Origin of the sequence: Actinomyces howellii (assembly GCF_900637165.1) — a bacterium.
Taxonomy (GTDB): domain Bacteria; phylum Actinomycetota; class Actinomycetes; order Actinomycetales; family Actinomycetaceae; genus Actinomyces; species Actinomyces howellii.
In genome coordinates, this window is the sequence record NZ_LR134350.1 from 1,322,547 (window position 1) to 1,347,887 (window position 25,341).

Consider the following 25,341-nt stretch of genomic DNA (forward strand, 5'->3'; position numbering starts at 1 on the left):
GAGTGCGGGGGCTACCAGGCCGCCGACCGCCACGGGCTCGTCGGCGCGGTCGGCCGGTGGGCGCGGAGGCTCGGCTGCGGGTGTGGTGTCCCAGGCCTGCTGGGGGGTGATGCGCCCGGGCAGGGCCTGATGGGGGCGCTCGTTCTTGCCCTGGGTGGTGGGGTGGTAGGGCTTGGAGGTGATCGGCTCGACCCCCAGGGCGCCCACGTGCTCCGCCGGCCGCCCGTGCTGGCCGCGTCTGGTGGGGTTCAGGGCGGCGCCGTTGTCGGTCAGCAGCCTCTGGGGCACCCCGTGCGCGGCCACGCCCTTGTCGAACACCTCGATCGCCGCCTGGCTGGTCTCGGCGTCGGCGGCCAGGGAGGCCACCGCCAGGCGCGAGTGGTCGTCGATGAGCTGGAAGATGACGGCCTTGCGCCCACCGGCCAGCACGTACTCGGTGGCGTCCATCTGCCAGCAGGCGTTGGGAGCGGGGTAGACGAACCGCCTCCACGCCGCGCGCGGCCGCTTCCTGGGCTCGGGCCGGGACACGTCCTCGCGGCGGAAGACACGCGCCAGCGACGCCGGCGAGGGCGCCTGAAGGTCCATCCCCGTCATCTTGCCGTGCACGCTCACGGGCCCGTGGTCCAGGCCCGAGGCCTCCAGCGACGCCCTGACCTCCAGGGCCTGGCGGCCCACCTGGTCACTGATACGGGGAGGACTGCTGGCCGGCCTGGTCGAGCCAGGCTCGAGGGCCGCCGCCTGGCCCTGCGAGCGGGCCCTGGCCCGTATCGCGTAGAACGTCTTACGGTTGATGCCCTCCTGACGGCAGAACGAGGTCACCGCGCCCCTGGGCGCGTCATCAGGCCACCGCACGATCGCCAGACGAACACGAGGACCAAGTCGAAAGTTTACTGCACACGCCCCCCAAAACCGACCCGAAGTGTCACCTGGGGTGGGTGGCGTTTCTCGGACAGGGGAGATTTTCGTCTCTCTTCTGATTCGATAGGATGGAGCCATGTCAAGGGTGAAGTACTCGGACGAGTTCAAGGCGCAGGTTGTGCGTGAGGTCGCCTGTGAAGGACCGGACGATCGCGTCGGTCGCGGCCTCCTACGACCTGGTGCCCCAGACGGTGGGGAACTGGGTCGCGAGGTACAGGAAGGAGCACTCCAGCCAGGAGGAAGGTGAAGCAGTCGCAGAGTCCGCGCAGATAGCCAGGATCAGGGCGGAGAACCGCGAGCTGCGCCAGGAGAACGAGTTCCTGAAAAAAGCGGCGGCCTTCTTCGCGCAGGAACAGCGGTGAGCGACAAGTACAAGCTCATCAACCGCGAGGAAGGCAGATACCCTGTTGCCTCCATGTGCCGCTGGGCCGGGGTGTCCAGGTCCGGGTACTACTCCTGGCGCGAGCGGGCTGAGTCGAGTCGTATCAGGAGACGGGAGGAGCTGGCGGTTCTTGTGCGGGCCGAGTTCGAGGCCTCCCACGGCGCCTACGGGTACCGGCGCATCGCGGCAGCCCTGCGACGTCAAGGCGTGTCAACCTGCCAGGACACTGTGCGTGCGGTCATGCGCGCCCAGGGCCTGAGAGCCGCGCAACCGCGCCGGAAGGTCCGTACCACCGTCCCGGCCCGTGACCTGGGCGAGCGTCCCGACCTCGTGCGCCGTGACTTCACCGCCGCCAAGCCCGGAATCAAATGGGTAGGTGACATCACCTGTATCCGCACGTGGGCTGGGTTCGTGTATCTCGCAACGGTGCTGGACTGCTGCACGAGGAAGGTAGTCGGTTACGCGATGGCCGACCACATGCGCACCGACCTCGTCCGTGACGCTATCGACATGGCGGTACGCAGGTGCCCCCACAAGAGAGGGGTAACCATATTCCACTCCGACAGAGGCAGCCAGTACACCTCTCAGCAGTTCTCCGACCACCTGAGGAAGTATGGCATACGGCTGTCCGTCGGGCGCACCGGGGTGTGCTGGGACAATGCTTGGGCGGAGTCATTCAACGCGACTCTTAAGAACGAGAGGGTCCACCGCATGGTGTACCCTACACGTAGGAAGGCAGTGAGCGACATTGCCTCATGGATTGAGCTGACATACAATCAGACACGTCTCCACTCGACCCTCGGCTACCGCACCCCCAACGAGGTCGAAGGCGAGCACCTAGGCCGCAGACAAGCGGCCTGACACACCAAAAACACACAGTCCGAAAAACACCCAGCACTCCAGTCAACGGATCGACTGGGAGGCAGCGCCCAACAAGAGCGTCGTACCGCTCCACGCACCCGTCGAACACACCACCCCCACCTCAAGAACTGAAACACCCTCGCAATCGGTCACCGCAACCGCCTACAAAGCCACTTCTCATGATCGAGACGGCCACCAAGCTTCAAACTTTACCTACCCGAATGGCGATATCATAAATAACGCCCTAAGGCTGCGCTCAGCAATTGAGACCGGCGGCAACAGGCAAGTCGATCACTCGGAGCTGACGGTGCCGAGGAGGTCGAGGAGATCGTCACGCCAGGGAACAGGCACGCCCATGGCCTCGACCTGGTCGAGGACGTCCTCGACCTGCTGGACCTGGGCGGCGTCGATCTGACCCGCGTACTGGTCGGCCTGGGCCAGGGTCCGGTCCTTGAGGACGGTGCCGCCGTAGTAGCCGGCCCCCAGCACGGCCGCCGTCGGAAGGAGGAAGGTGCCCACGAGCAGCAGGCACGCCGCGAACCTGGGTCGGCAGCGCACGACGGCTCTGATCGCGGCGATGAAGGCGAGGAAGGCGAGAACCCCTCCCCCGGCGATCGCCCCGACCGCCGCCAGGTCGACCACCTGCTCACCGTTGACCACGATCTCGAAGACGTCGATGGACACGAGCAGCGTGTAGACACCCCACCCGAGCAGGAGCACCGAGACGATGAGCAGGAGGGTGCCGATCGGAAGGGCGGCCGAACGTCGCCTGTCGCGTCGGGGCCGGGGTGCGCGGGGGGCGGGACCTGGCTCGGGGCGAGCCTGCGGCGTCGGGACGACCGGGACCTCGTAGCCCGGGGCCTGCGCCCCCCAGCCACCCTGCGCAGGCCCCGCCGTGGGCAGGACGGAGGTCTGGGGCCCGGGGGCCTGAGGCGTCATGGCGGTCGGCAGGACGCTCGTGGCCGGCTGGTTCCACTGCTCGGCCCCCGGGTCCGTGGGCTCCTCCGCCCAGCCCTGCGGCAGGGCCTGGGTGAGGCCCTCCTCAGGCAGGGCCTGGGTCGCCCACTGCTCGGCCCCCGGGTCCGTGGGCTCCTCCGCCCAGCCCTGCGGCAGGGCCTGGGTGAGGCCCTCCTCAGGCCTCGAGGCCCTGCCCATGATGGACACGCGCTCGGTGCGCTGCTCTGGTGAGGCGCCGTTGGCGCTCCGGGCTCCGCGGTCTGCGGGCGAGGACGGTGTGGACACGGTTCGGCTCTCCTTGGACGGGGTCCGTGGACGGGGGGCCTTGTGCGGCCGGCCCCCGCACCGCGATGGTACTCAACGGGCCTGGGCCGTCACCGTGGTGACGGCCCAGGCCCGCGGTGGTCTCGGCGGTCCTAGAACTGGAAGTCCTCGGAACCGGAGAAGTCGGTGCGGAAGTCGTCGGAGAAGTCCGCCCTGAAGTCCGCCCCGAAGGAGTAGTCGTCCAGGGGCACCGAGTCGCCGACGGCGAAGACGTCGCCGGTGTAGCCCGTGCGGGAGAACACCTCGGCCTTGACCTCCTCGGTCGGCTCGACCTCGACGTCGGAGTACCGAGCCAGGCCGGTGCCCGCGGGGATGAGCTTACCGAGGATGACGTTCTCCTTGAGGCCCAGCAGGGGGTCGGACTTGCCGTTCATGGCGGCCTCGGTGAGCACGCGCGTGGTCTCCTGGAAGGAGGCCGCGCTCAGCCAGGAGTCGGTGGCCAGCGAGGCCTTCGTGATCCCCATGAGCTCGGTGCGCCCGGAGGCGGTCTTGCCGCCCTCGGCCATGACCCGACGGTTCTCCTCGCGGTAGAGGGTCACGTCGACCAGGTCGCCCTGGAGGAGCGTCGTGTCGCCCGGGTCCAGCACGGTCACGCGCCGCAGCATCTGGCGGACGATGACCTCGATGTGCTTGGAGTGGATGTCCACGCCCTGGGAGCGGTAGACCTCCTGGACCTCGTCGACGAGGTGGCGCTGGGTGGCGTTGACGCTGCGCAGGCGCAGGACCTTCTTGGGGTCGACAGGGCCCTCGGTCAGCGCGTCGCCGGGCTCGACGTGGTCCCCGTCGAGCACGAGCAGGCGCTGGCGGCGGGAGACGGGGACGACGAGGTCCTCCTCGCCGTCGTCACGGGTGATGACCAGGCGCTTGCCGTCGGCGTCGTCCTCGATCCTCAGGGTGCCCGCGCCCTCCGCGACAGCGGCCTCCCCCTTGGGGGTGCGAGCCTCGAAGAGCTCCTGGACGCGGGGCAGACCCTGGGTGATGTCCGCCGCGCCCGCGGCACCACCGGTGTGGAAGGTGCGCATCGTCAGCTGGGTGCCGGGCTCGCCGATGGACTGGGCGGCGATGATGCCCACCGCCTCACCGATGTCGACGCGCTTGCCGGTGGCCAGGGAGCGTCCGTAGCAGGCGGCGCAGGTGCCCACCGCCGAGTCGCAGGTGAGCACCGAGCGGCACACGACCTCCTCGACACCGGCCTCGATGGCCTGGGCGATGACGGCGTCGCCCAGGTCGGTCCCCGCGGCGATGACGACCTGGCCGTCAGGACCCAGGACGTCGCGGGCGGCGGTCGTGCCGAAGACGGTGGTCTCGAGGATGTCGGAGACGTCCTTGACGCGCTCGCCGTCGACCTCGCGCCAGGTGAACAGGCGCTTGGTCAGGCCCTTGCGGGTGCCGCAGTCGTCCTCGCGGACGATGACGTCCTGGGAGACGTCGACCAGGCGCCGGGTGAGGTACCCGGAGTCGGCCGTGCGCAGCGCGGTGTCGGCCAGGCCCTTGCGGGCGCCGTGGGTGGCGATGAAGTACTCCAGGACGCTCAGGCCCTCGCGGTAGTTCGACTTGATGGGGCGCTCGATGAGGCGCTGCTTGGGGTCGGCCACGAGCCCGCGCATGCCGGCGAGCTGACGGATCTGGTCCCAGTTGCCTCGACCGCCGGAGGCGACCATCTGGTAGACGGTGTTGCGCTCGGGGAAGTTGGCGCGCATCGCCTCGGAGACCTCGGCGGTGGCCTTGGTCCAGATGTCGATGAGCGACTGGTAGCGGTCCTCCTCGGTGAGGGCACCGACCTCGAACTGCTCCTCGATCTCGGCGGCCTCGCCCTCGTAACGGGCCAGGATCTCGGCCTTGGCCTCCGGGGAGACGACGTCGGCGAAGGCCACCGTGATGCCCGACCAGGTCGACCAGTGGAAGCCGTTGGCCTTGAGGGCGTCGAGGGAGGCGGCGACCTCGACCCGCGGGAAGGACTCCGCCAGGGTGTTGATGATGTTGCCCAGGGCCTTCTTGTCGACCGTGTAGTTGATGTACGGGAAGGCCTCGGGCAGCGCCGTGTTGAACAGCGCCCTGCCCAGGGAGGTGCGCAGGGTGATCGGGTCGCCCTCGGTCCAGTCCTCGGGGGCCTGCCAGTCCTCGGGGGCGGTGATCCCCTCCTCGAAGCGGATGTCGGCCGTGGCGTTGACGTCGAGCTTGCCGAAGTCGTAGGCCATGACCGCCTCGGCGAAGGAGGAGAAGGAGGGCACGACCGGCTGGCCGGCGGAGTCGAGCTCGACCGGCACGTCCGGGTCCGGCCCCTGGGTGAGGTAGTAGGTGCCGATGATCATGTCCTGGCTGGGCATGGTGACCGGACGGCCGTCGGAGGGCTTGAGGATGTTGTTGCTCGAGAGCATGAGGATGCGGGCCTCGGCCTGCGCCTCGGCGCCCAGCGGCAGGTGGACGGCCATCTGGTCGCCGTCGAAGTCGGCGTTGAAGGCGCCGCACACGAGCGGGTGGAGCTGGATCGCCTTGCCCTCGATGAGCTGGGGCTCGAAGGCCTGGATACCCAGGCGGTGGAGGGTCGGTGCGCGGTTGAGCAGCACCGGGTGCTCGCGGATCACCTCGGCCAGGACGTCCCAGACCTTGGGGTTGGCCCGCTCGACCATGCGCTTGGCGGCCTTGACGTTCTGGGCCTCCTTGAGCTCGACGAGCCGCTTCATGACGAAGGGCTTGAACAGCTCGAGGGCCATCTGGCTGGGCAGACCGCACTGGTGGAGGGCGAGCTGGGGGCCCACGACGATGACGGAGCGGCCCGAGTAGTCCACGCGCTTGCCCAGGAGGTTCTGACGGAAGCGGCCCTGCTTGCCCTTGAGCATGTCGGACAGGGACTTGAGCGGGCGGTTGCCCACACCGGTGACCGGGCGGCCGCGGCGGCCGTTGTCGAACAGCGCGTCGACGGCGTCCTGGAGCATCCGCTTCTCGTTGTTGACGATGATCGTCGGCGCGCCGAGGTCCATGAGCCGCTTGAGGCGGTTGTTGCGGTTGATGACCCGGCGGTACAGGTCGTTGAGGTCGGAGGTCGCGAAGCGGCCGCCGTCGAGCTGGACCATGGGGCGCAGGTCCGGCGGGATGACCGGGATGGAGTCGAGCACCATCGACTCCGGGGCGGTGCCGGTGACCCGGAAGGCGTTGATGACCTTGAGGCGCTTGATGGCGCGCGTCTTGCGCTGGCCGGTGCCGTTGGCCACGACCTCGGCCAGGGCGGCGGCCTCGGCCTCGAGGTCGAAGGTGCGCAGGCGGGCCTGGATGGCCTCGGCCCCCATCGCGCCCTTGAAGTAGATGCCGTAGTCGGCGACCATGTCGCGGTAGAGCACCTCGTCGCCCTCGAGGTCGCCGACCTTGAGGGACACGAAGCGGTCCCAGACCTTGTCCATGTGCTCGAGGGTGCGCGCCGTCCTGCGGCGCAGGGCGGTCATCTCGCGCTCGGCGACCTTGCGCAGCTTCTCGCGCTGGGAGGCCTCGGCGCCCTCGGCGTCGAGCTGGGCGAGGTCGGCCTCGAGGCGCTGCTGGCGGGCCTCGACGTCGGCCAGGCCGGCCTCCTCGACGTGCTTCTTCTTGACCTCGAGCTCGTTGCGCAGGCTGGGAAGGTCGTCGTGGCGGCCCTCCTCGTCGACCTCGGTCACCATGTAGGCGGCGAAGTAGATGACCTTCTCGAGGTCCTTGGGCGCGAGGTTGAGCAGGTAGCCCAGGCGCGAGGGCACGCCCTTGAAGTACCAGATGTGGGTGACGGGGGCCGCCAGCTTGATGTGCGCCATGCGCTCACGGCGCACCTTGGAGCGGGTGACCTCCACGCCGCAGCGCTCGCAGACGATGCCCTTGTAGCGCACCCGCTTGTACTTGCCGCAGGCGCACTCCCAGTCACGGGTGGGGCCGAAGATCTTCTCGCAGAACAGGCCGTCCTTCTCCGGCTTGAGCGTGCGGTAGTTGATGGTCTCGGGCTTCTTGACCTCGCCGTGAGACCAGGACTTGATGTCCTCGGCGGTGGCGAGGCCGAGCTGGATCCTGTCGAAGACGTTGGCGTCGAGCACAGTTCCTACTTCCGATGGTCACTGTCATCAGGTGTGTTGCGGGGGCGCCCGCGCCGTGGTTCCACGGCGGCGCGGGGCCCGGTGGGGGTCCCGGGAGGGGCGGGGAGGCCGCCCCTCGACCGGGACCCGTGTGGACTCAGATCTCGTCGACCGCTGAGACGGTGGCTCCGCCGGGGCGCCGGCCCAGGTCGAATCCGAGCTCGTCGGCCGCGCGGCGCGTGTCGTCGTCGGTGTCGTCCAGGCCGATGACGTTGCCCTCGGCGTCAAGGGCCTCGACGTTCAGGCACAGCGACTGCATCTCCTTCATGAGCACCTTGAAGGACTCGGGGATGCCCGGTTCGGGGATGTCCTCGCCCTTGACGATCGCCTCGTAGACCTTGACCCGGCCGTTGACGTCGTCGGACTTGACGGTGAGCAGCTCCTGGAGGGCGTGGGCGGCGCCGTAGGCCTCCATCGCCCACACCTCCATCTCGCCGAAGCGCTGGCCGCCGAACTGGGCCTTCCCGCCCAGCGGCTGCTGGGTGATCATCGAGTACGGACCGGTGGAGCGGGCGTGGATCTTGTCGTCGACGAGGTGGTGGAGCTTGAGGATGTACATGTAGCCCACCGAGATCGGGTACGGGAAGGGCTCACCGGAGCGGCCGTCGAAGAGCCTGGCCTTGCCGTTGGGCTCGACGAGGAGGGCGCCGTCGGGGTCGGGCAGGGTCGAGTCGAGCAGGCCCATGAGCTCGTCGTCGCGCACGCCGTCGAAGACCGGGGAGGCCACGGGGGTGCGGGGCTCGGCGCGCACGCCGTTGTCGGGCAGGCGCAGGGCCCACTCCTGGCCCTCCTCGCGGGCAGCGGTGGCGTCCCAGCCCCGGGAGGCGACCCAGCCCAGGTGGAGCTCGAGGACCTGGCCGACGTTCATCCGGCTGGGCACGCCCAGCGGGTTGAGGATGACGTCGACCGGGGTGCCGTCGGCCAGGAAGGGCATGTCCTCGACCGGGTTGATCTTGGAGATGACGCCCTTGTTGCCGTGGCGGCCGGAGAGCTTGTCGCCGACGGTGATCTTGCGCCGCTGGGCGATGTAGACCCGCACCATCCTGTTGACCCCGGCGGGCAGCTCGGCGTCCTCGGTGGAGGCGTCGAACTCGCGCACGCCGGTGACGATGCCGTACTCGCCGTGGGGCACGCGCAGGGAGGTGTCGCGGACCTCGCGGGCCTTCTCTCCGAAGATCGCGCGCAGGAGCCGCTCCTCACTGGTCAGCTCGGTCTCGCCCTTGGGCGTCACCTTGCCCACGAGGATGTCCCCGCTGCGGACCTCGGCGCCGATGCGGATGATGCCGCGCTCGTCGAGGTTGGCCAGCGTCTCCTCGCTCACGTTGGGGATGTCGCGGGTGATCTCCTCGGCGCCGAGCTTGGTGTCCCGGGCGTCGACCTCGTGCTCCTCGATGTGGATCGAGGTGAGGATGTCCTCGGCCACGACCCGCTGGGACACGATGATCGCGTCCTCGTAGTTGAGACCCTCCCAGGTCATGAAGGCCACGAGCAGGTTCTGGCCCAGGGCGAGGTCGCCCTCGCTCGTGGCCGGGCCGTCAGCCAGGACCGAGCCGACCTCGACCCGCTCGCCCTCGGTGGCCACGACCCGCTGGTTGTAGCAGTTGCCCTGGTTGGAGCGGCGGAACTTGGCGGCCTTGTAGACGGTCTCGGTGCCGTCGTCGTTGGCCACGCGCACGAAGTCGGCGCACACCTCGGTGACGACGCCTCCCTTGGTGGCGATGAGGACGTCGCCGGCGTCGACGGCGGTGCGCCGCTCCATGCCGGTGCCCACGAGGGGGGCGTCGGGACGGATGAGCGGGACGGCCTGGCGCTGCATGTTGGCGCCCATGAGGGCGCGGTTGGCGTCGTCGTGCTCGAGGAAGGGGATGAGCGAGGTGCCCACCGACACCATCTGGCGCGGGGAGACGTCCATGAGGTCGACCTGAGAGGCCGGCACGAGGGCCGGCTCGCCCCCGGTGACCCGGCACAGGACGTGGTCCTCGGCGAAGCGGCCGTCGTCGGTCAGCTCGACGTTGGCCTGGGCGATGACGTGGCGGTCCTCGTCGTCGGCGGTCAGGTAGTGGGTCTCGTCGGTCACCTGGCCGTCGACGACGACGCGGTAGGGCGTCTCGATGAAGCCGAAGGGGTTGATGCGCCCGAAGGTCGCCAGCGAGCCGATGAGGCCGATGTTGGGCCCCTCGGGGGACTCGATGGGGCACATCCGGCCGTAGTGCGAGGTGTGGACGTCGCGGACCTCCATGGAGGCGCGCTCACGCGACAGGCCGCCGGGACCCAGCGCGGACAGGCGCCGCTTGTGGGTCAGGCCCGCCAGCGGGTTGTTCTGGTCCATGAACTGGCTGAGCTGGGAGGTCCCGAAGAACTCCTTGATCGCCGCGGTCACGGGCCGGATGTTGATGAGGGTGTTCGGCGTGATCGCCTCGACGTCCTGGGTGGTCATGCGCTCGCGCACCTGACGCTCCATCCGGCTCATGCCGGTACGCACCTGGGACTGGATGAGCTCGCCCACGGCGCGGATGCGACGGTTGCCCAGGTGGTCGATGTCGTCGAACTCGACGGCGATGTCGACGATCTCGCCGTCGCGCACGCCCTCGACCGTCCGGGCGCCCGCGTGGAGGGCCAGGAGGTACTTGATGGCGGCGACGATGTCCTCGATACGCAGCACCGACTCGGTCAGGTCCGCGGCCAGGCCGAGCTTCTTGTTGATCTTGTAGCGTCCGACCTTGGCCAGGTCGTAGCGCTTGGGGTTGAAGTAGAAGTTCTCGAGCAGGGTGCGGCCGGCCTCGACGCTCGGGGGCTCGCCCGGGCGGATCTTCTTGTAGATGTCGAGCAGGGCCTCGTCCTGGGTGGTGACCTTGCGGTCCTCGTCGAGGACCGAGGTCAGGGCCGGGTAGTCCTTGAACTCCTCGCGGATGTCGGACTCCTCCATGCCCAGCGCCAGGAGGAAGACGGTGATGTCCTGCTTGCGCTTGCGGTCCACGCGCACGGCGACGTGGTCGTTCTTGTCGATCTCGAACTCGAGCCAGGCGCCGCGCGAGGGGATGAACTTGACGTTGTAGACGTACTTGTCGGTGGCCTTCTCGGTGGCGCGCTCGAAGTAGACGCCGGGCGAGCGCACGAGCTGGGAGACGACGACGCGCTCGGAGCCGTTGACGATGAAGGTGCCCTTGTCGGTCATGAGCGGGAAGTCACCCATGAACACGGTCTGGGACTTGATCTCCCCGGTGGAGAAGTTCTCGAAGTCCGCCACGACGTACAGCGGGGCCGAGTAGGTCAGGTCCTTCTCCTGGCACTCCTCGGCCGTGTACTTCGGCTCCTCGAAGCGGTGGTCGTGGAAGGACAGGGCCATCGTCTCGCCGAAGTCCTCGATCGGGGAGATCTCGTCGAAGATCTCCTCGAGGCCGGAGGTCTCAGGCAGGGCGCCCGGCCGCTCGGCGTTGGCGGCGGCCACGCGGGCGCGCCACCTCTCGTTGCCGACGAGCCAGTCGAAGCTCTCGGTCTGGAGGGCGAGGAGGCTGGGAGCCTGCATGGGCTCGGCGATCTTCGCGAAGTTGATGCGACGTGACGCGGTGCGCGCGGCGATGTCGGCGGCGGTGGGTGCAGAGGTGCGCGAGGCAGCCAAAGGGGGATCCTTCCCTCATCTCGGGGACCACTCTGCGTTCACGGAGCACACGGATCCTTGGCTATCATTCCAACGATCGCCCGGCCTGCTCGACCGGGCTCCGCGGGCCAGCTGCGGATACCAGTGCGCACAATGGACGCAAAGCGCTAGCGTACACGCACCCCCGAGGAGGCTCTACGGCGATGACGCCGCAGTCCTTGCGATTCTCGCCACAGTCACGCATACTGCCCCGCTCCCCCGCCTCCGGACGCAGCGGCGGCCCACAGGACGGTGCGCCTGCGGGGCGGTGCCGGCGGCGTGCAGGTGGCGGGCGGGCGACGTGCAGGTGGCGGGCGGGCGGTGCAGGCGGGTGCCGACGCGACAGGGCCCCGTCCACCGGGGAGGTGGACGGGGCCCTGCGCGTGGCTCCCGGCCGGCTCAGGGCACGTGGGCCCCTGGCCGGGTAGGCCTCACTTGAGGGTGACGGTGGCGCCAGCGCCCTCGAGCTGGGCCTTGGCCTTCTCGGCGGTCTCCTTGTTGACGCCCTCGAGGACGGCCTTGGGAGCGGAGTCGACGACCTCCTTGGCCTCCTTGAGTCCGAGGGAGGTCAGGGCGCGCACCTCCTTGATGACCTGGATCTTCTTGTCGCCGGCGGCCTCGAGGACGACGTCGAACTCGTCCTTCTCCTCGGCGGCGTCAGCGGCCTCGGCACCGGCGCCGGGGGCAGCGGCCACGGCAACGGCGGCCGGGGCGGCCGCGGTGACGTCGAAGGTCTCCTCGAAGGCCTTGACGAACTCGGACAGCTCGATGAGGGTGAGCTCCTTGAAGGCCTCGATGAGCTCGTCGGTGGTCAGCTTCGCCATGATGGGCGTTCCTTCCTGGAAAACGGGTCCTGCACTGCTCAGCTTCTCAGCACAGGGTCTGTGGTGGATGTGAGTGACGCACGCGGCCCTCAGGCCGCGGTCTCCTGCTTGTCACGCAGGGCGTCGACAGTGCGGACCGCCTTGGAGGCGGGCGCGACGAAGAGGTACGCGGCCTTGGACAGGGACGCCTTCATAGCGCCCGCGGCCTTGGCCAGCAGCACCTCACGGGACTCGAGCGAGGCGAGCGTGTCGACCTCGGCGGCGTCCATGACGTTGCCGTCCATGACACCGCCCTTGAGGACGAGCTGCTTGTTGCCCTTGGCGAAGTCACGCAGCGTCTTGGCGGCCTCGACCGGCTCCCCCGAGACGAAGGCCAGGGCCGAGGGGCCCTTGAGCTCGTCGGCGAAGGCCTCCAGGCCAGCCTGCCGGGCGGCGATGGCCGCCAGCGTGTTCTTCACCACGGCGTACTCGGCGTGACCGCCGAGCGCCCGGCGCAGCTCCTGGAGCTGGGGGACGCTCATCCCGCGGTACTCGGTGAGCAGGACGGCCTCGGACTGACGGAGCTTGTCCGCCAGCTCAGCAACCGCTGCCTCCTTGTCAGGCCGTGCCATGGGCCCTCCTTCCGTGGTCTGCCGCAGGGCCCGGCATCACAAGAGCCCCGCGCCGGTGGGCACGGGGCTCGCTCTCCGGGCAGCCCGGAGGGGTCTCGTCTCTCACCTGCGCGGGCCTCCGAGAGGACTCGGACTTCGTCCCGCTCGCGCGGGAGACCTGCGGTCTTTGGCGGGTGCCACCCTACACGCGCCCCCCGGGACCGGGGCAAGCGGTCGGACCACGGGGCCGCGGTGCGATCGGTCACGCCGCCACCGCGACGCACGCCCTGACGCGGGACGGTGCGCGACGGCACGGGACGGCGCAGGAGGGCACGTGTGGGCCCGCTCAGCCGACCGGGCTGGCTGAGGTGGCGGGCCGCGACCGGGCCGCGACCGGGTCAGCCCTCCGTGACAGGGACGTCGGTGAGCCGCCACGGGTAGGTGAGCAGCCCGTCGCCGGGGTGGTCGACGACGACCGAGTCCTCCCCCGTGTCCGGCCACACGACGCAGATCGAGGTCGTCTCGCCCTCATCGAGGGTCGACAGGAGGTCGAGCTCGGTCAGGGGCCGGTGGGCCATCGCCCCGGGAAGGAGGTAGTCGACCGGGTAGACCCGGTCGGCGCTCGACAGCAGGGTCAGCCCGTCGGCGGACAGCAGGCTCGTCACCCCCGCCAGCTCGTCGCGGGCGTTGGCGAGCACCGACCCGGGGTCGTCGAACCACCCGGCGCCCAGCGGGGTGATCGAGCCACCCGCCCCGCCGGTCACGGTGAGCTGCGCCAGGAGGAGTCCGTCACGGCGGGTCACGCCCTCCAGGCTCACGTGGATCGTCCCCAGCCCGCCGCTCACCGTCACGCCCTGGCCTCCCGGGCCCTGCGGCCCCTCGGCCGGCGGCGGCTCGGCGGAGGTCGAGGAGCGGGACAGCCCGTCCTCGGTGCCGCCTGTCGGAGCGATGACGACCTCGACCCTCCGGTTGGCCTGACGGCCCTCCTCGGTGTCGTTGCCCGCGCGGGGCTCGGTCTCGCCCTTGCCGCTGACCGACACGGTCCAGGCCGTCAGGTCGGTCAGGGCGCCCAGCCGGTCGGCCACCGCCTGGGCGCGCTGCTCGGACAGGGTCTGGTTGTGGGCCTCGTCGGCGACGTCGTCGGTGTGCCCGGTGATCGTCAGCTCACCGCCCTCGTAGCCCGAGATCGTGTCGGCCACCCCCGTGAGCACCGTGTCGGCCTCGCCGGAGAGCTCGGCCGAGTCGACGGCGAAGGTGACGTCGCTGGCCACGTCGACGGTCGTCTCCTCCTCGGTGGTCAGTCCGGCGCTCGACCCGTCGAGGGCCTCGGCGTATCGCTCCAGGCCCACGGGCTCGCGCAGGTCGTCGAGTGGATCGGCCTGGGACACGACGGCCTTGACGTCGACCTGGGGTGCCTGCGGGTCGCCGTCGTCGAGCACGGGGACCTCGATGAGGCCGCAGCGCGCGACGAAGACGACGACCTGCTCGACGTCGACCGGTCCGAAGGTGGCGTACAGGGTCACCTCTCCCCCCGGCTTGAGGGGGTCGAACACGGACTGGGAGGTCGTCGTCGACCACGCGCGCGAGCCCGCGGTGTCGATGAGCCTGAGCGGACGGTAGTCACCGAGCATCGACGCCGTCGAGCCCAGGACCACCTCACCGACGTTGACCTCGGGTCCGGCCCCCGTGTGGGTGACCCCGATCGGCAGGACCGTCATGTCCTGGTCGGCTGAGCGCACGCGCACCACCGGCCCGACCGTGAGCTCGAGCTCGGCCCCCTCCAGCGTGACGCTCAGGCCGGTCGAGGAGGGTGTGGGCGTCGCGGTCGTGCGAACGACGGGGCGCTCCCCGCCCGAGCAGGCCGCCAGTGCCCCGGCCGCGCCGAGCACCGGCAGGCCCAGGAGGAGGCGCCGGGGCACCCCTGCGCGCGGGGAGCCGGTCCGGGTCGAGCTGAGCGGGCGCATGGTGCCTCCAGGGTGAGTGTGTGACGGTCCGGCCGTCCCCGATCGGCCGCCCGCCCCTGACGGGACGAGCCGGGACGAGTCCCGCGCTGGGCACCCGACCCGCGACCGCGGGTCCCGACCTCCAGGTCCGCCCCGACCGTACCGTCCCCCGGCCCCGGCGCGCCATGGGCAGGCCTGCCCGCTCAGCCCCGCTCAGCCCCGCTCAGCGCGGCACGATCGCGTAGACGACGAGGTCGCCCGAGCTGCCGCCCTCCTGGACGAGCAGACGGGGGCTGCCCTTGGCGGTTCCCGCGACGTTGTCGGAGGCGGGCAGCGCGGCCACGAAGGTCCCGCGCACCTGCCAGTGGACCGAGCCGTCGTCGAGGTCGTAGGCGGTGATCCTGTCGCCCGTGCCCTCCGAGGCGAAGGAGTGCTCCCCGGTGCCCAGCAGGAGGGCGTCGTCCCCGCCGACGAGCCCGAGCGGGTTGATGACGCAGGTCTCGTCGGCCGAGGGTGCGGGCACCTCGAAGGAGACGTCCTCGCCCTGGAGGGAGGCGGTGCAGGCGGAGGTGTCGACCTCGACGACGGCGTGGCGACGGGCGCCGATGACGTTGACCGCCGCCGCGTCGGCCCCTGAGTCGGACAGGGCCTGGCGGAAGTCCTCGGCCGAGCGCTCGGTCGACAGGACCCAGCCCGACTCCGCCGGGGCCGCCAGGCCCTTGACGACGCCCACCTGCGTCCCGGAGGCGTCGAAGACGGTCAGGTCCGAGGAGCTCGAGGAGCTCGAGGAGCCGGTGTAGAAGCCCTCGAGGTAGCGGGGCACACCGACCCCCGCCGGTGCAGGGTCGTCGAAGTCCGGGGTGCTCTGCACGGCCTGGCTGAGCACGATGGTGCCGGTGGCCGCGTCGAGCATCTGGACGCGCTCGGAGCCCGACTCGTAGGTGAGGATGAGGTCGTCGCTGACCCGTGCCTCGGAGTAGGCGCCGTCGACCCTCCACAGCTCGTTGCCGTCCTCGCCGATCGCCACGATCGAGCCCCCGTAGGAGCCCTCGACGACGATCGCGGCGCTGCCGGTCGAGCCCAGGAGGTTCCGTTCGGCGGGACCGGGGACCTCGGAGGTGGTCGTGCCGTCGGCCTTGACCAGGAGAGTCCCGTCGCTGTTCTCGCACAGCACCTGGCTGTTGGTCCAGAACTGGGCGTCGGTGCACTCTCCCGTCCACACCGGCTCGGTGGCGCCCGAGTCCAGGTCGTACATGGCCCAGCCGACCCCTCCGTCCACCCCGTCCACGAGCAGGGTCTGACCGTCAGAAGACAGACGGAAGTTATAGGCCCCGTCCAGGCGCATGACCTCGGTGGCGGTCGCGGCTGCGGGCAGCGCGGCGACGCTGCCCGCCAGTGCCGTCTGGTTGGCGCGCGAGCGCCACACGAGCGTGCCGGCGATGCTCAGCGCCAGGACGACGACGAGCGCGGCGGCGCCGATGAGCAGACCGCGGCGACGCCGTCGGCGGGTCGGGGTGCCAGGAGCGGCGGCCTGGGCGGCCACGGCCGCCACCTGCGGGCTCGAGGCTCCCGTGGCGGGCGAGAGCGGACCCCCCTGACCCGGTACCCCGGTCGACACCATGAGGGTCGGGGTGATGCCGTAGTGCTCGGTGGGGGCGGTCACCCCTGCCGACAGGGAGGTTGTCGCACCGGTGTCGGTCCACTCGTAGGGGGTGGCCGAGGGCTGGGAGACGGGAGGCGAGGCCAGGCGGGGGGCGGCGGGCAGGCCGACGAACCACGGAGAGAGCTCGTGCAGCCGGCTGGCGACGTCCTGGGCGCTGGGCCGATGAGCGGGCTGCTTGGACAGCATCCGTGCGATGAGCTCCCACAGAGGGTCGGGCAGCCCCTCGGGACGCCCGGGGTCACGGCGCGCGTGCTGGGCCAGGACCTGGGCGGGCGCCCCGTGGAAGGGGGGTGTGCCGCACGCGGCCTCGTAGAGGACGACGCCCAGGGAGTAGACGTCGACGGCGGGGCCCGGCGCCGCCGGGTCGAGGACCTCGGGGGCCATGTACAGCGGCGTGCCGATCGCCCCGGTGGCCCGCGAGGACGAGACGGTGTCGCAGATGCGCGCCACCCCGAAGTCGGCCAGGCGGGGTGACCAGGCGGTCATCGTCATCGTCGAGGAGGCCATGGACTCCATGGACGCCGTGGACGCCGTGGACGCCGTGGACGCCGTGGTGCCGGCGGGTCCCCGCCGGCCTTCGCCCCCCTGGTCGATGAGCACGTTGGCCGGCTTGATGTCCCGGTGCACGATGCCCGCGGCGTGCACCGCAGCGAGACCTTGGGCGAGCGTGGCCCCGACCCGCGCGATCTCGGCGGGGGCGAGGGGGCCGGAGACATCGAGGAGACCGCGCAGGTCACCGCCCCCGACGTACTCCATGACGATCGCGAACCGGGAGCCCTCGACGACCATGTCGGTCACGCCGACGACGTGGGGGGAGGACACCCGCATGAGGGTCGAGCGCTCTCGGATGAAGCGCTCGACGACGCCAGGGTCCTCGAGGAGGTCGGCGCGCAGGATCTTGACCGCCAGGGGCGTGCCAGGATCAGTCACGGCGTGGGCGAGCCAGACCTCGCCCTGGGCGCCCACGCCGATCCGTTCGTCAAGGACGTACGAGCTGCCCAGGCGCCGAGGAGGCTCGGCGGGTGTGTGGCTCGTCGTCATCAGGTCGTGCTCCGCAGGATCATGGCCGCCAATCTACCGGCGGGCGCGCCCCGGCGCAGTCGTCGTCCGCAGGCTCGGGCTCAGTCAGACTCGACGGGCACCTCGGTCAGGCGCCAGGACGGGTACCGGAAGGTCGAGCCCTCCGGGATGAGGCGATCGACGACGACGGTGTCCTGCCCGGTGTCCGGCCACGCGACGCACACCCGCGTGCCCGCGCCCTCGGGCAGGGGGTCGTAGAGGTTGAGCTCGGTGACCGGGACGGCGTGGCCCGAGTCCGGTACGACGTACTCGACGGGGAAGACGCGCCGGTCACCGGCCAGGAGGGTCAGGCCCCCTGCGACGGTGGTGCTGCCCGGCCACAGCTGCCCCCTGAGGTGGTAGAAGTCCTCGGGGGTGCCGAACCAGTTGTTGAGGTCGGCGAAGTCGGTGACGTCGGTGTCGGCGAGGACGTCGACGACCCCGAGGAGGAGGTTTCCGCGCCGGACCACCCGCTGCACGGCGATGGTCACGGTGGCCCCGGACTCCTCGTCCGTGACCGCCACGCCCTGGGGCCCGGGGGCGGAGGGGCCCGTGGCCTCGGGGAGCTCGGTCGAGCTCGCCGCCAGGACAGGGTCGGCCCCCAGGACCCCGGCGCTCGGGGTCGCGACGACCTCGACCCGACGGTTGACGGCCCGGGAGGCGTCGTCGACGTTGTCGACCCGGGGCTCGGTCTCCCCCTTGCCCGTGCTCGTCACCGTCCACGCCGACAGGTCGGTCATCGCCGACAAACGGTCGGAGACGGCCTGGGCCCGCTGCTGGGACAGGGTGAGGTTGTGGGCCTCGTCGGCGACGTCGTCGGTGTGCCCGGTGATGTCGAGGGTGCCGCCGTCGGGGTACTCCTCGAGGAGCGCGACGAGGTCCTCGAGGACGACGTCGGCCTCGGCGCTCAGGGCTGCGGAGTCGGGGTCGAAGGTGACGTCGCCGGACAGCAGGACGGTCAGGTTGGCCCCACCGGTGATCACTCCCGATGTGCCGTCGACGGCCTCGGAGTAGTGCTCGAGCTGGAGGGGGGCCTTGCGGGCCTCGTCGACGACGGCCTGGGCGAGGAGGGCCTCGACGTCGAGATCGGCGGGCACGAGGTCCTCGGGTGCCTCGTCGATGCCGATGACCTGGACCTCGACGATCGCCGTCTGCCGCAGAAGGACGGTGACGGTGCTCGCGTCGATCCCGCCCAGGACGACGTGGGCCGTGCCCGGCTGGCCCTCCTCGGCGAGGACCGGGACGTAGTCGGTGTGCGCGGGACGCCACACGCGGTTGGTGGCGGGGTCGAGGACACGGAGGTCGGCGTCCCCCAGGAAGCTCGAGGAGTCGTTGCCGACCCAGGTGAGCATCGTGTTGAAGGGTGTTCCCAGGGGGCTGTCCTGCTCGACGGTGGCGGTCAGCGGCAGGATCGTCGTCGAGTCGTCGACGCGCAGGAGCGGGCCGATGCTCACATCGGTGAGGACCGTGCCGCACACGACGTCCTCAAGCCGCTCGAAGCCGACGCCGCCGGAGTCACGGGCCGTGGGGCTGGCCACCGGCAGGATGGCGGTCCCGGCACCCGCTGCGGTCGGGCCGGCCGACGGCCCCGCTCCGGTCGGCTCCTCGCTGCATCCGGCCAGGATGCCCAGACCCACGAGCAGGGGAACAGACAGGACGGTGCGGCGGGGTACTGGATGGAGGGCGTGGGTGCTCATCAGGATTCTCCTCGAGACGTGAACCGGCTGACAGCACGAGGGTAGGTCGGTGGGGACGCGCTGACGACGGGCACCACCACCCGTGGACCAGCCCCCACCACCGCCCCCACCACCGCGAGATCGGGACTAATGACACCTCGAGATCGGGACAAATGACACCGCGAGATCGGGACAAGTGACACCTCGAGATCGGGACAAATGACACCGCGAGATCGGGACTTATGGCACCTCGAGTTCGCCGCATCTGGCACGGTTCTGGCGCAGCGTGCCAGGCGCCGTGAGCCGGGGCACTTGCCTCCGGACGTCGTGGCGTCGCACGTCCTGACCGCGAGGTGGCGGGCCCGGTCAGCAGCTGATGCGGGACGGCAGGCCGGCGCAGGTTGACGGGTTGGCGCCCTGGCGTGACGGTCAGCCGGGGGCCTCCGCAGCGGGAGGCTCACACCCCCACCCGGGTGTGATGCACAGAACAGGCGCGTGGCGGCCGGGGGGCGGCGGGGAGAAACCGCGGAATCGCGCCGATCCCCCCGACCGGCCCCCATCGCGGAGACGGCCGTGGAGGCCTGAGATGTGCAACAACCCCCTCGACGCACACAGACACCCGCTCCGCCTGCTACAAGACGATCATTATTCGGCTCAATCACAGGCATCCACCTGGGCCGCGAGGGTAGTTGATGTGTGCACCACCTCGCCGCCCCCACCAGCACCCGCGCCCACGGGGAGTGAGCCCCGACCCCGGACCAGCCCGGCCGACGCTAACCAACCCGGCCCCGGCCCAGCCCCGGTCCGGCCCCGGTCTGGCCAACGCCGACCAGCCCGGCCCCGACCCGGCCCAGGGCCGAGTACCACGGCGGACCGGCCACACACCCCGTCCCCGCACACCCCGACCACCCTCGACCGGTCATGTGTCCCCCGACCGGTCATGTAACTCTCGACCGGGCGTTCGCTGTCACATAGACGGTCGACAGTCACATGACCGGTCGACGACGAGACGAGCCGGACGCCCAGCCTGGGGCTCGGCGAGAAGACCAGCCCGATGTGTCACTTCCCCCGATCTCGAGGTGTCATTAGTCCCGATCTCGAGGTGCCAGGTGGTTTCAGGGGGTGAGTGCAATGGGTGGTGCTTGGGAGAGGGGCTGGTTGTGGTGCGTGGGGTGTGGCCTGGTGTGGTTCGCGATGGTGTGCGGGAGCTGATCGAGTCGGGTTGGTTGGCTCGCGAGGCGGGGGCTTGTTTCTCGGTGCCTCAGTCCACGGTGTCGGACTGGTGCAGGCTGTGGGGTATGAGGATGCGGCACGGGGCCAGGGAGGGCGGGATGGTCGGGACGACCAGGCCTGCTGGGCGTGGTCGGGGCGGGTCGGGGGACGGGTTCGAGGTGATGGTCCGGGGTACCGGGCACGGCAGGCGTCTGGGGGCTCAGGGGCGCGGCGCGATCGCTGCGGGCCTGGCCAGGGGTGATTCCCTGGCCTCGATCGCCCGGTTCCTGGGGGTGGCTGTCTCCACGGTCAGCCGCGAGGTCGCTGCCGGCGGGGGCCGGCAGGCCTACGACCCCCAGGCCCGCCACGCCCAGGCCCGGGCCGCCAGGGCACGGCCCAAGGCGCGTGTGCTGGACTCCAACGACCAGCTGCGGGCCCTGGTGGTCCAGGGCCTGAGACAGCGGTGGTCGCCCCAGCAGATCAGCCGCCGTCTGGCTGCGGACCGGGCGTGTTCAATGGTCTGTGTAAGCCCTCTTTGAAGGACTGATGACTGTGACTGATGAGAAGACTGGTCCTGCTGGTGGGCGGGGCGTGGTTGAGGATCTTGTTGCCTCGGGTGGCTTGGACGGGTTGTTCGAGCGGATCGACTCGGGTGAGGTGGGGTTGACGGGCGCCGACGGGCTGCTGCCGGCCCTGCTCAAGGAGGCCCTGGAGCGGGGTCTGCAGGCTGAGCTGACGGAGCATCTTGGCTACGACAAGGGCGAGCAGGCGCCGGTGGCTCGTGGCAACGCCCGCAACGGCACCACGGTCAAGACGATCAGCTCTGAGGTCGGCTCGTTCGAGATCGAGGTCCCCCGCGACAGGGCCGGCAGCTTCACGCCGCGGCTGGTCAGGAAGGGGCAGCGGCGGATGGACGGTCTGGACTCGATGATCATCAGCCTGTACGCCGGTGGTATGACGGTGCGCGAGATCCGCCACCACCTGGAGTCCACGCTCGGTGTGGAGCTGTCGGTGGGGACGATCAGCAGGATCACGGACGCCGTGGCCGAGGCGGTCCTGGACTGGCAGCGCCGCCCGCTGGAGGAGTTCTACCCGGTGGTCTACCTCGACGCGATCCGCGTCAAGGTCCGCGTCGACCACAGGGTCACCACCCGCTCGGCCCACATCGCCGTGGGTGTGGACATGGACGGGATCAAGCACGTCCTGGGTATCTGGGTCCAGGCCGAGGAGGGCGCCTCGTTCTGGGCGCACGTGTGCGCCGAGCTGGCCAACAGGGGCGTCAAGGACGTGCTGATCGTGTGCTGTGACGGGCTGACCGGCCTGCCCGAGGCGATCGAGGCGACCTGGCCCGACTCCATGGTCCAGACCTGCGTGGTGCACCTGATCCGGGCCTGTCAAGTTTTTTGTGTAAGCGGGTTGTTCAGAGGTGGGGGTTGATTCGGTCGGGGTAGGCGGTGGCGAGCTGGGCGAGGGCTTGTTTCCAGTTGGTGGTGATCCGGCCCTCGACCACGCGTGGCTTGGCCTTGCGCTTGTCCGCGGGCAGGTTCCTGTCCTTGTCGCGTTCTCGTGCCCGCTTGTCCTCGATGTTGCAGATCGCCAGCCACAGCAGCTTGACAGCGGCCTCGTCGCTGGGGAAGTGGCCCCGGTTCTTGGAGATCTTGCGTAGCTGGTAGTTGAGCGACTCGATGCTGTTGGTCGTGTAGATGACCCGGCGCAGCATCGGCGGGAACGCCAGGAACGGGGTGAAACGCTCCCACGCCCTGTCCCAGGTCGCCACCGTCTCGGGGTACTTGTCCCCCAGGGGAGAGCTGCTGAAGGCCGCCAGGGCCTCCAGGGCGGCCTCCTCACTGGGGGCGGCGTAGACCTGCTTGAGAGCAGCGGCGACCTTCTTACGGTCCTGGTAGGCCACGAACCTCATGGAGGCACGGATCAGGTGCACCACGCAGGTCTGGACCATGGAGTCGGGCCAGGTCGCCTCGATCGCCTCGGGCAGGCCGGTCAGCCCGTCACAGCACACGATCAGCACGTCCTTGACGCCCCTGTTGGCCAGCTCGGCGCACACGTGCGCCCAGAACGAGGCGCCCTCCTCGGCCTGGACCCAGATACCCAGGACGTGCTTGATCCCGTCCATGTCCACACCCACGGCGATGTGGGCCGAGCGGGTGGTGACCCTGTGGTCGACGCGGACCTTGACGCGGATCGCGTCGAGGTAGACCACCGGGTAGAACTCCTCCAGCGGGCGGCGCTGCCAGTCCAGGACCGCCTCGGCCACGGCGTCCGTGATCCTGCTGATCGTCCCCACCGACAGCTCCACACCGAGCGTGGACTCCAGGTGGTGGCGGATCTCGCGCACCGTCATACCACCGGCGTACAGGCTGATGATCATCGAGTCCAGACCGTCCATCCGCCGCTGCCCCTTCCTGACCAGCCGCGGCGTGAAGCTGCCGGCCCTGTCGCGGGGGACCTCGATCTCGAACGAGCCGACCTCAGAGCTGATCGTCTTGACCGTGGTGCCGTTGCGGGCGTTGCCACGAGCCACCGGCGCCTGCTCGCCCTTGTCGTAGCCAAGATGCTCCGTCAGCTCAGCCTGCAGACCCCGCTCCAGGGCCTCCTTGAGCAGGGCCGGCAGCAGCCCGTCGGCGCCCGTCAACCCCACCTCACCCGAGTCGATCCGCTCGAACAACCCGTCCAAGCCACCCGAGGCAACAAGATCCTCAACCACGCCCCGCCCACCAGCAGGACCAGTCTTCTCATCAGTCACAGTCATCAGTCCTTCAAAGAGGGCTTACACAGACCATTGAACACGCCCCCTGATCCGTGCCTCCATGAGGTTCGTGGCCTACCAGGACCGTAAGAAGGTCGCCGCTGCTCTCAAGCAGGTCTACGCCGCCCCCAGTGAGGAGGCCGCCCTGGAGGCCCTGGCGGCCTTCAGCAGCTCTCCCCTGGGGGACAAGTACCCCGAGACGGTGGCGACCTGGGACAGGGCGTGGGAGCGTTTCACCCCGTTCCTGGCGTTCCCGCCGATGCTGCGCCGGGTCATCTACACGACCAACAGCATCGAGTCGCTCAACTACCAGCTACGCAAGATCTCCAAGAACCGGGGCCACTTCCCCAGCGACGAGGCCGCTGTCAAGCTGCTGTGGCTGGCGATCTGCAACATCGAGGACAAGCGGGCACGAGAACGCGACAAGGACAGGAACCTGCCCGCGGACAAGCGCAAGGCCAAGCCACGCGTGGTCGAGGGCCGGATCACCACCAACTGGAAACAAGCCCTCGCCCAGCTCGCCACCGCCTACCCCGACCGAATCAACCCCCACCTCTGAACAACCCGCTTACACAAAAAACTTGACAGGCCCTGCGGACCACCCCGAGCGCGATGATCTTCGTGTGAGCCACGAGACGATCTACCAGTCCCTGTACGTCCAGGGCCGAGGGACGCTGCGCGCCGAGCTGGGCCGTCACTACAGGCTGCGTACCGGGCGGAGTCGGCGCGTGCCACGCTCGGCCCTGGCCGGGCCCCTGGCCTCCAGGCCCTGGCTGGCCGACGCGCGTATCAGCACCCGCCCGGCCCAGGTCGCCGACCGGGCCGTGCCAGGCCACTGGGAGGGCGACCTGGTCATGGGCGCGGGCAACCGCACCGCGATGATCACCCTGGTCGAACGCACCACCCGCCTGGTCCTGATCGCCCCGCTGCTGACCGACCACACCGCCACCACCGTGGCCACGGTGCTGGAGACCATGATCAAGGGCCTGCCCCGCTCCATGGCCCGGTCCCTGACCTGGGACCAGGGCGGCGAGATGGCCCAGGTCGCCCGCTTCAGGACCGCCACCAACCTCGAGGTGTACTTCTGCGACCCCCACAGCCCCTGGCAACGAGGAACCAACGAGAACACCAACGGCCTGATCCGCGAGTTCTTCCCCAAAGGCACCGACCTGTCGACCTACCCCCTCCACGCCTTCGAACAGGCCCAGCACCTCCTCAACACCCGCCCCCGCCAGACCCTAGACTGGGCCACACCCGCAGAAGCCTTCAACAGGCTCCTGCAGAAAACAGAACACGACACCACCATTGCACTCACCACCTGAAACCACCCCACTTCTCCCGATCTCGAGGTGTCACTTGTCCCGATCTCGAGGTGTCACTTGTCCCGATCTCGAGGTGCCACAAGTCCCGAACTCGAGGTGTCACAAGTCCCGATCTCGAGGTGTCACTTGTCCCGATCTCGAGGTGCCACTTCCCCCGATCTCGAGGTGCCATTAGTCCCGATCTCGCGGTGGGGGGCGCCGGCCATCGGGCCCTCCCCCTGCAACCGCCTGACACCTCGGGACCGGGACTTGTGGCACCCGGGGACGGCGACAGCCGTCGAGCTGAGGCCGATCGATCACGCACGACGCCGGCCGCCCCGGTCGGGGCGGCCGGCGTCGTGCGCAGCGGCCGTGCGGGACGGGCCGGCCTCAGGCCTTCGCGACGTCCATCGGGATGCCGGGGCCCATGGTGGTGGCCATGGTGGCCTTGAGGATGTAGCGGCCCTTGGAGGTGGCCGGCTTGAGGCGCAGGACCTCCTCGAGGGCGGCGCGGAAGTTCTCGACGAGCTGGTCCTCGGTGAAGGACACCTTGCCGATGACGAAGTTGAGGTTGGCGGCGCGGTCGACGCGGAACTCGATGCGCCCGCCCTTGATGTCGGTGACGGCCTTGGCCACGTCCATCGTCACGGTGCCTGTCTTGGGGTTGGGCATGAGTCCGCGCGGACCCAGGACACGGCCGAGGCGGCCGACCTTGCCCATGAGGTCGGGGGTGGCCACCGCGGCGTCGAAGTCGGTGTAGCCACCGGCGACCTTCGCGATGAGCTCGTCGCCACCGACCTCGTCGGCGCCCGCGGCGAGGGCCTGCTCGGCCTTCTCACCCTGGGCGAAGACGATGACGCGGGCGGTCTTACCGGTACCGTGCGGCAGGGACACGGTGCCTCGCACCATCTGGTCGGCCTTGCGGGGGTCCACGCCCAGACGGAGGACGACGTCGACGGTGGAGTCGAAGCTCGTCACGGACGTGGCCTTGGCCAGCTTGGCGGCCTCGGCCGGGGTGTAGAGGATCCCGGACTGGATCTTCTCAGCGGCGGCGCGGTAGGCCTTGCTGCGCTTGGTCATCTGCTTCTCCTTGGCAGTCGTGGTGAACGGGCCGCGCGAGGCCCTTCCACGGGTGGTGT

The 25,341-nt window shown here is 70.0% G+C and carries 12 protein-coding genes and 4 pseudogenes; 5 read left to right on the forward strand and 11 right to left on the reverse strand.

Going from position 1 to position 25,341, the window contains the following annotated elements; translation table 11 throughout:
* Positions 1 to 66 precede the first annotated feature (66 nt).
* A pseudogene (locus EL245_RS05605) lies at positions 67 to 861 on the reverse strand (DDE-type integrase/transposase/recombinase); the annotation flags it as partial.
* A 133-nt stretch (positions 862 to 994) separates the two neighbouring features.
* On the opposite strand from EL245_RS05605, the pseudogene EL245_RS05610 reads away from it, so the two are divergent.
* A pseudogene (locus tag EL245_RS05610) lies at positions 995 to 2,161 on the forward strand (IS3 family transposase).
* Positions 2,162 to 2,452: 291 nt separating this feature from the next.
* On the opposite strand, the gene EL245_RS13170 reads toward EL245_RS05610, so the two are convergent.
* From EL245_RS13170 to EL245_RS05650, 8 genes are all read right to left on the reverse strand, one after another.
* A complete protein-coding gene (locus EL245_RS13170; RefSeq protein WP_161512815.1) occupies positions 2,453 to 3,403 on the reverse strand; it encodes a hypothetical protein in 951 nt (316 codons plus the stop codon).
* Between the two features lie 131 nt (positions 3,404 to 3,534).
* On the reverse strand, positions 3,535 to 7,494 hold the full coding sequence (locus EL245_RS05620) for a DNA-directed RNA polymerase subunit beta' (protein ID WP_126382274.1): 3,960 nt from the start codon (positions 7,492 to 7,494) through the stop codon (positions 3,535 to 3,537).
* A 136-nt stretch (positions 7,495 to 7,630) separates the two neighbouring features.
* Positions 7,631 to 11,152, reverse strand: a complete 3,522-nt coding sequence (rpoB, locus tag EL245_RS05625; protein ID WP_126382275.1) for a DNA-directed RNA polymerase subunit beta — start codon at positions 11,150 to 11,152, stop codon at positions 7,631 to 7,633.
* Between the two features lie 449 nt (positions 11,153 to 11,601).
* A complete protein-coding gene (rplL, locus tag EL245_RS05630) occupies positions 11,602 to 11,994 on the reverse strand; it encodes a 50S ribosomal protein L7/L12 (protein WP_126382276.1) in 393 nt (130 codons plus the stop codon).
* Between the two features lie 89 nt (positions 11,995 to 12,083).
* Positions 12,084 to 12,605 (reverse strand): 50S ribosomal protein L10, encoded by a 522-nt coding sequence (gene rplJ, locus EL245_RS05635; protein ID WP_126382277.1) that lies wholly within the window; start codon positions 12,603 to 12,605, stop codon positions 12,084 to 12,086.
* Between the two features lie 377 nt (positions 12,606 to 12,982).
* Positions 12,983 to 14,548, reverse strand: coding sequence for an OmpA family protein (locus tag EL245_RS05640; RefSeq protein ID WP_126382278.1), 1,566 nt, complete (start codon positions 14,546 to 14,548; stop codon positions 12,983 to 12,985).
* Between the two features lie 202 nt (positions 14,549 to 14,750).
* Positions 14,751 to 17,231, reverse strand: a complete 2,481-nt coding sequence (locus EL245_RS05645; protein WP_126382279.1) for a serine/threonine-protein kinase — start codon at positions 17,229 to 17,231, stop codon at positions 14,751 to 14,753.
* A gap of 80 nt (positions 17,232 to 17,311) precedes the next feature.
* Positions 17,312 to 18,946, reverse strand: a complete 1,635-nt coding sequence (locus tag EL245_RS05650) for an OmpA family protein (RefSeq protein ID WP_126382280.1) — start codon at positions 18,944 to 18,946, stop codon at positions 17,312 to 17,314.
* A 1,373-nt stretch (positions 18,947 to 20,319) separates the two neighbouring features.
* On the opposite strand from EL245_RS05650, the gene EL245_RS13175 reads away from it, so the two are divergent.
* Together EL245_RS13175 and EL245_RS05660 are read left to right on the forward strand one after the other, a co-directional pair.
* Entirely contained in the window at positions 20,320 to 20,676 is a 357-nt protein-coding gene (locus tag EL245_RS13175) for a helix-turn-helix domain-containing protein (protein WP_164719454.1), read from the forward strand.
* A 7-nt stretch (positions 20,677 to 20,683) separates the two neighbouring features.
* Positions 20,684 to 21,541, forward strand: a pseudogene (locus EL245_RS05660) (IS256 family transposase); the annotation flags it as partial.
* Positions 21,542 to 21,557: 16 nt separating this feature from the next.
* Here EL245_RS05660 and EL245_RS05665 read toward each other — a convergent pair.
* On the reverse strand, positions 21,558 to 22,904 hold the full coding sequence (locus EL245_RS05665) for an IS256 family transposase (RefSeq protein WP_164719441.1): 1,347 nt from the start codon (positions 22,902 to 22,904) through the stop codon (positions 21,558 to 21,560).
* A gap of 43 nt (positions 22,905 to 22,947) precedes the next feature.
* On the opposite strand from EL245_RS05665, the pseudogene EL245_RS05670 reads away from it, so the two are divergent.
* Together EL245_RS05670 and EL245_RS05675 are read left to right on the forward strand one after the other, a co-directional pair.
* A pseudogene (locus EL245_RS05670) lies at positions 22,948 to 23,460 on the forward strand (transposase); the annotation flags it as partial.
* Between the two features lie 64 nt (positions 23,461 to 23,524).
* A complete protein-coding gene (locus tag EL245_RS05675; protein WP_164719455.1) occupies positions 23,525 to 24,223 on the forward strand; it encodes an IS30 family transposase in 699 nt (232 codons plus the stop codon).
* Positions 24,224 to 24,592: 369 nt separating this feature from the next.
* Here EL245_RS05675 and rplA read toward each other — a convergent pair whose 3' ends face one another.
* Entirely contained in the window at positions 24,593 to 25,282 is a 690-nt protein-coding gene (gene rplA, locus EL245_RS05680) for a 50S ribosomal protein L1 (protein ID WP_126382283.1), read from the reverse strand.
* Positions 25,283 to 25,341 lie beyond the last annotated feature (59 nt).

Excerpts from the sequence above, each read along its gene's own strand:
- EL245_RS13175 (WP_164719454.1), top strand. The coding sequence starts at position 20,320 with ATGGTCCGGGGTACCGGGCACGGCAGGCGTCTGGGGGCTCAGGGGCGC.
- rplL (WP_126382276.1), bottom strand. The coding sequence starts at position 11,994 with ATGGCGAAGCTGACCACCGACGAGCTCATCGAGGCCTTCAAGGAGCTC.
- EL245_RS05640 (WP_126382278.1), bottom strand. The coding sequence starts at position 14,548 with ATGCGCCCGCTCAGCTCGACCCGGACCGGCTCCCCGCGCGCAGGGGTG.
- EL245_RS05645 (WP_126382279.1), bottom strand. The coding sequence starts at position 17,231 with ATGACGACGAGCCACACACCCGCCGAGCCTCCTCGGCGCCTGGGCAGC.
- EL245_RS05650 (WP_126382280.1), bottom strand. The coding sequence starts at position 18,946 with ATGAGCACCCACGCCCTCCATCCAGTACCCCGCCGCACCGTCCTGTCT.
- EL245_RS05665 (WP_164719441.1), bottom strand. The coding sequence starts at position 22,904 with ATGACTGTGACTGATGAGAAGACTGGTCCTGCTGGTGGGCGGGGCGTG.
- rplA (WP_126382283.1), bottom strand. The coding sequence starts at position 25,282 with ATGACCAAGCGCAGCAAGGCCTACCGCGCCGCCGCTGAGAAGATCCAG.
- rplJ (WP_126382277.1), bottom strand. The coding sequence starts at position 12,605 with ATGGCACGGCCTGACAAGGAGGCAGCGGTTGCTGAGCTGGCGGACAAG.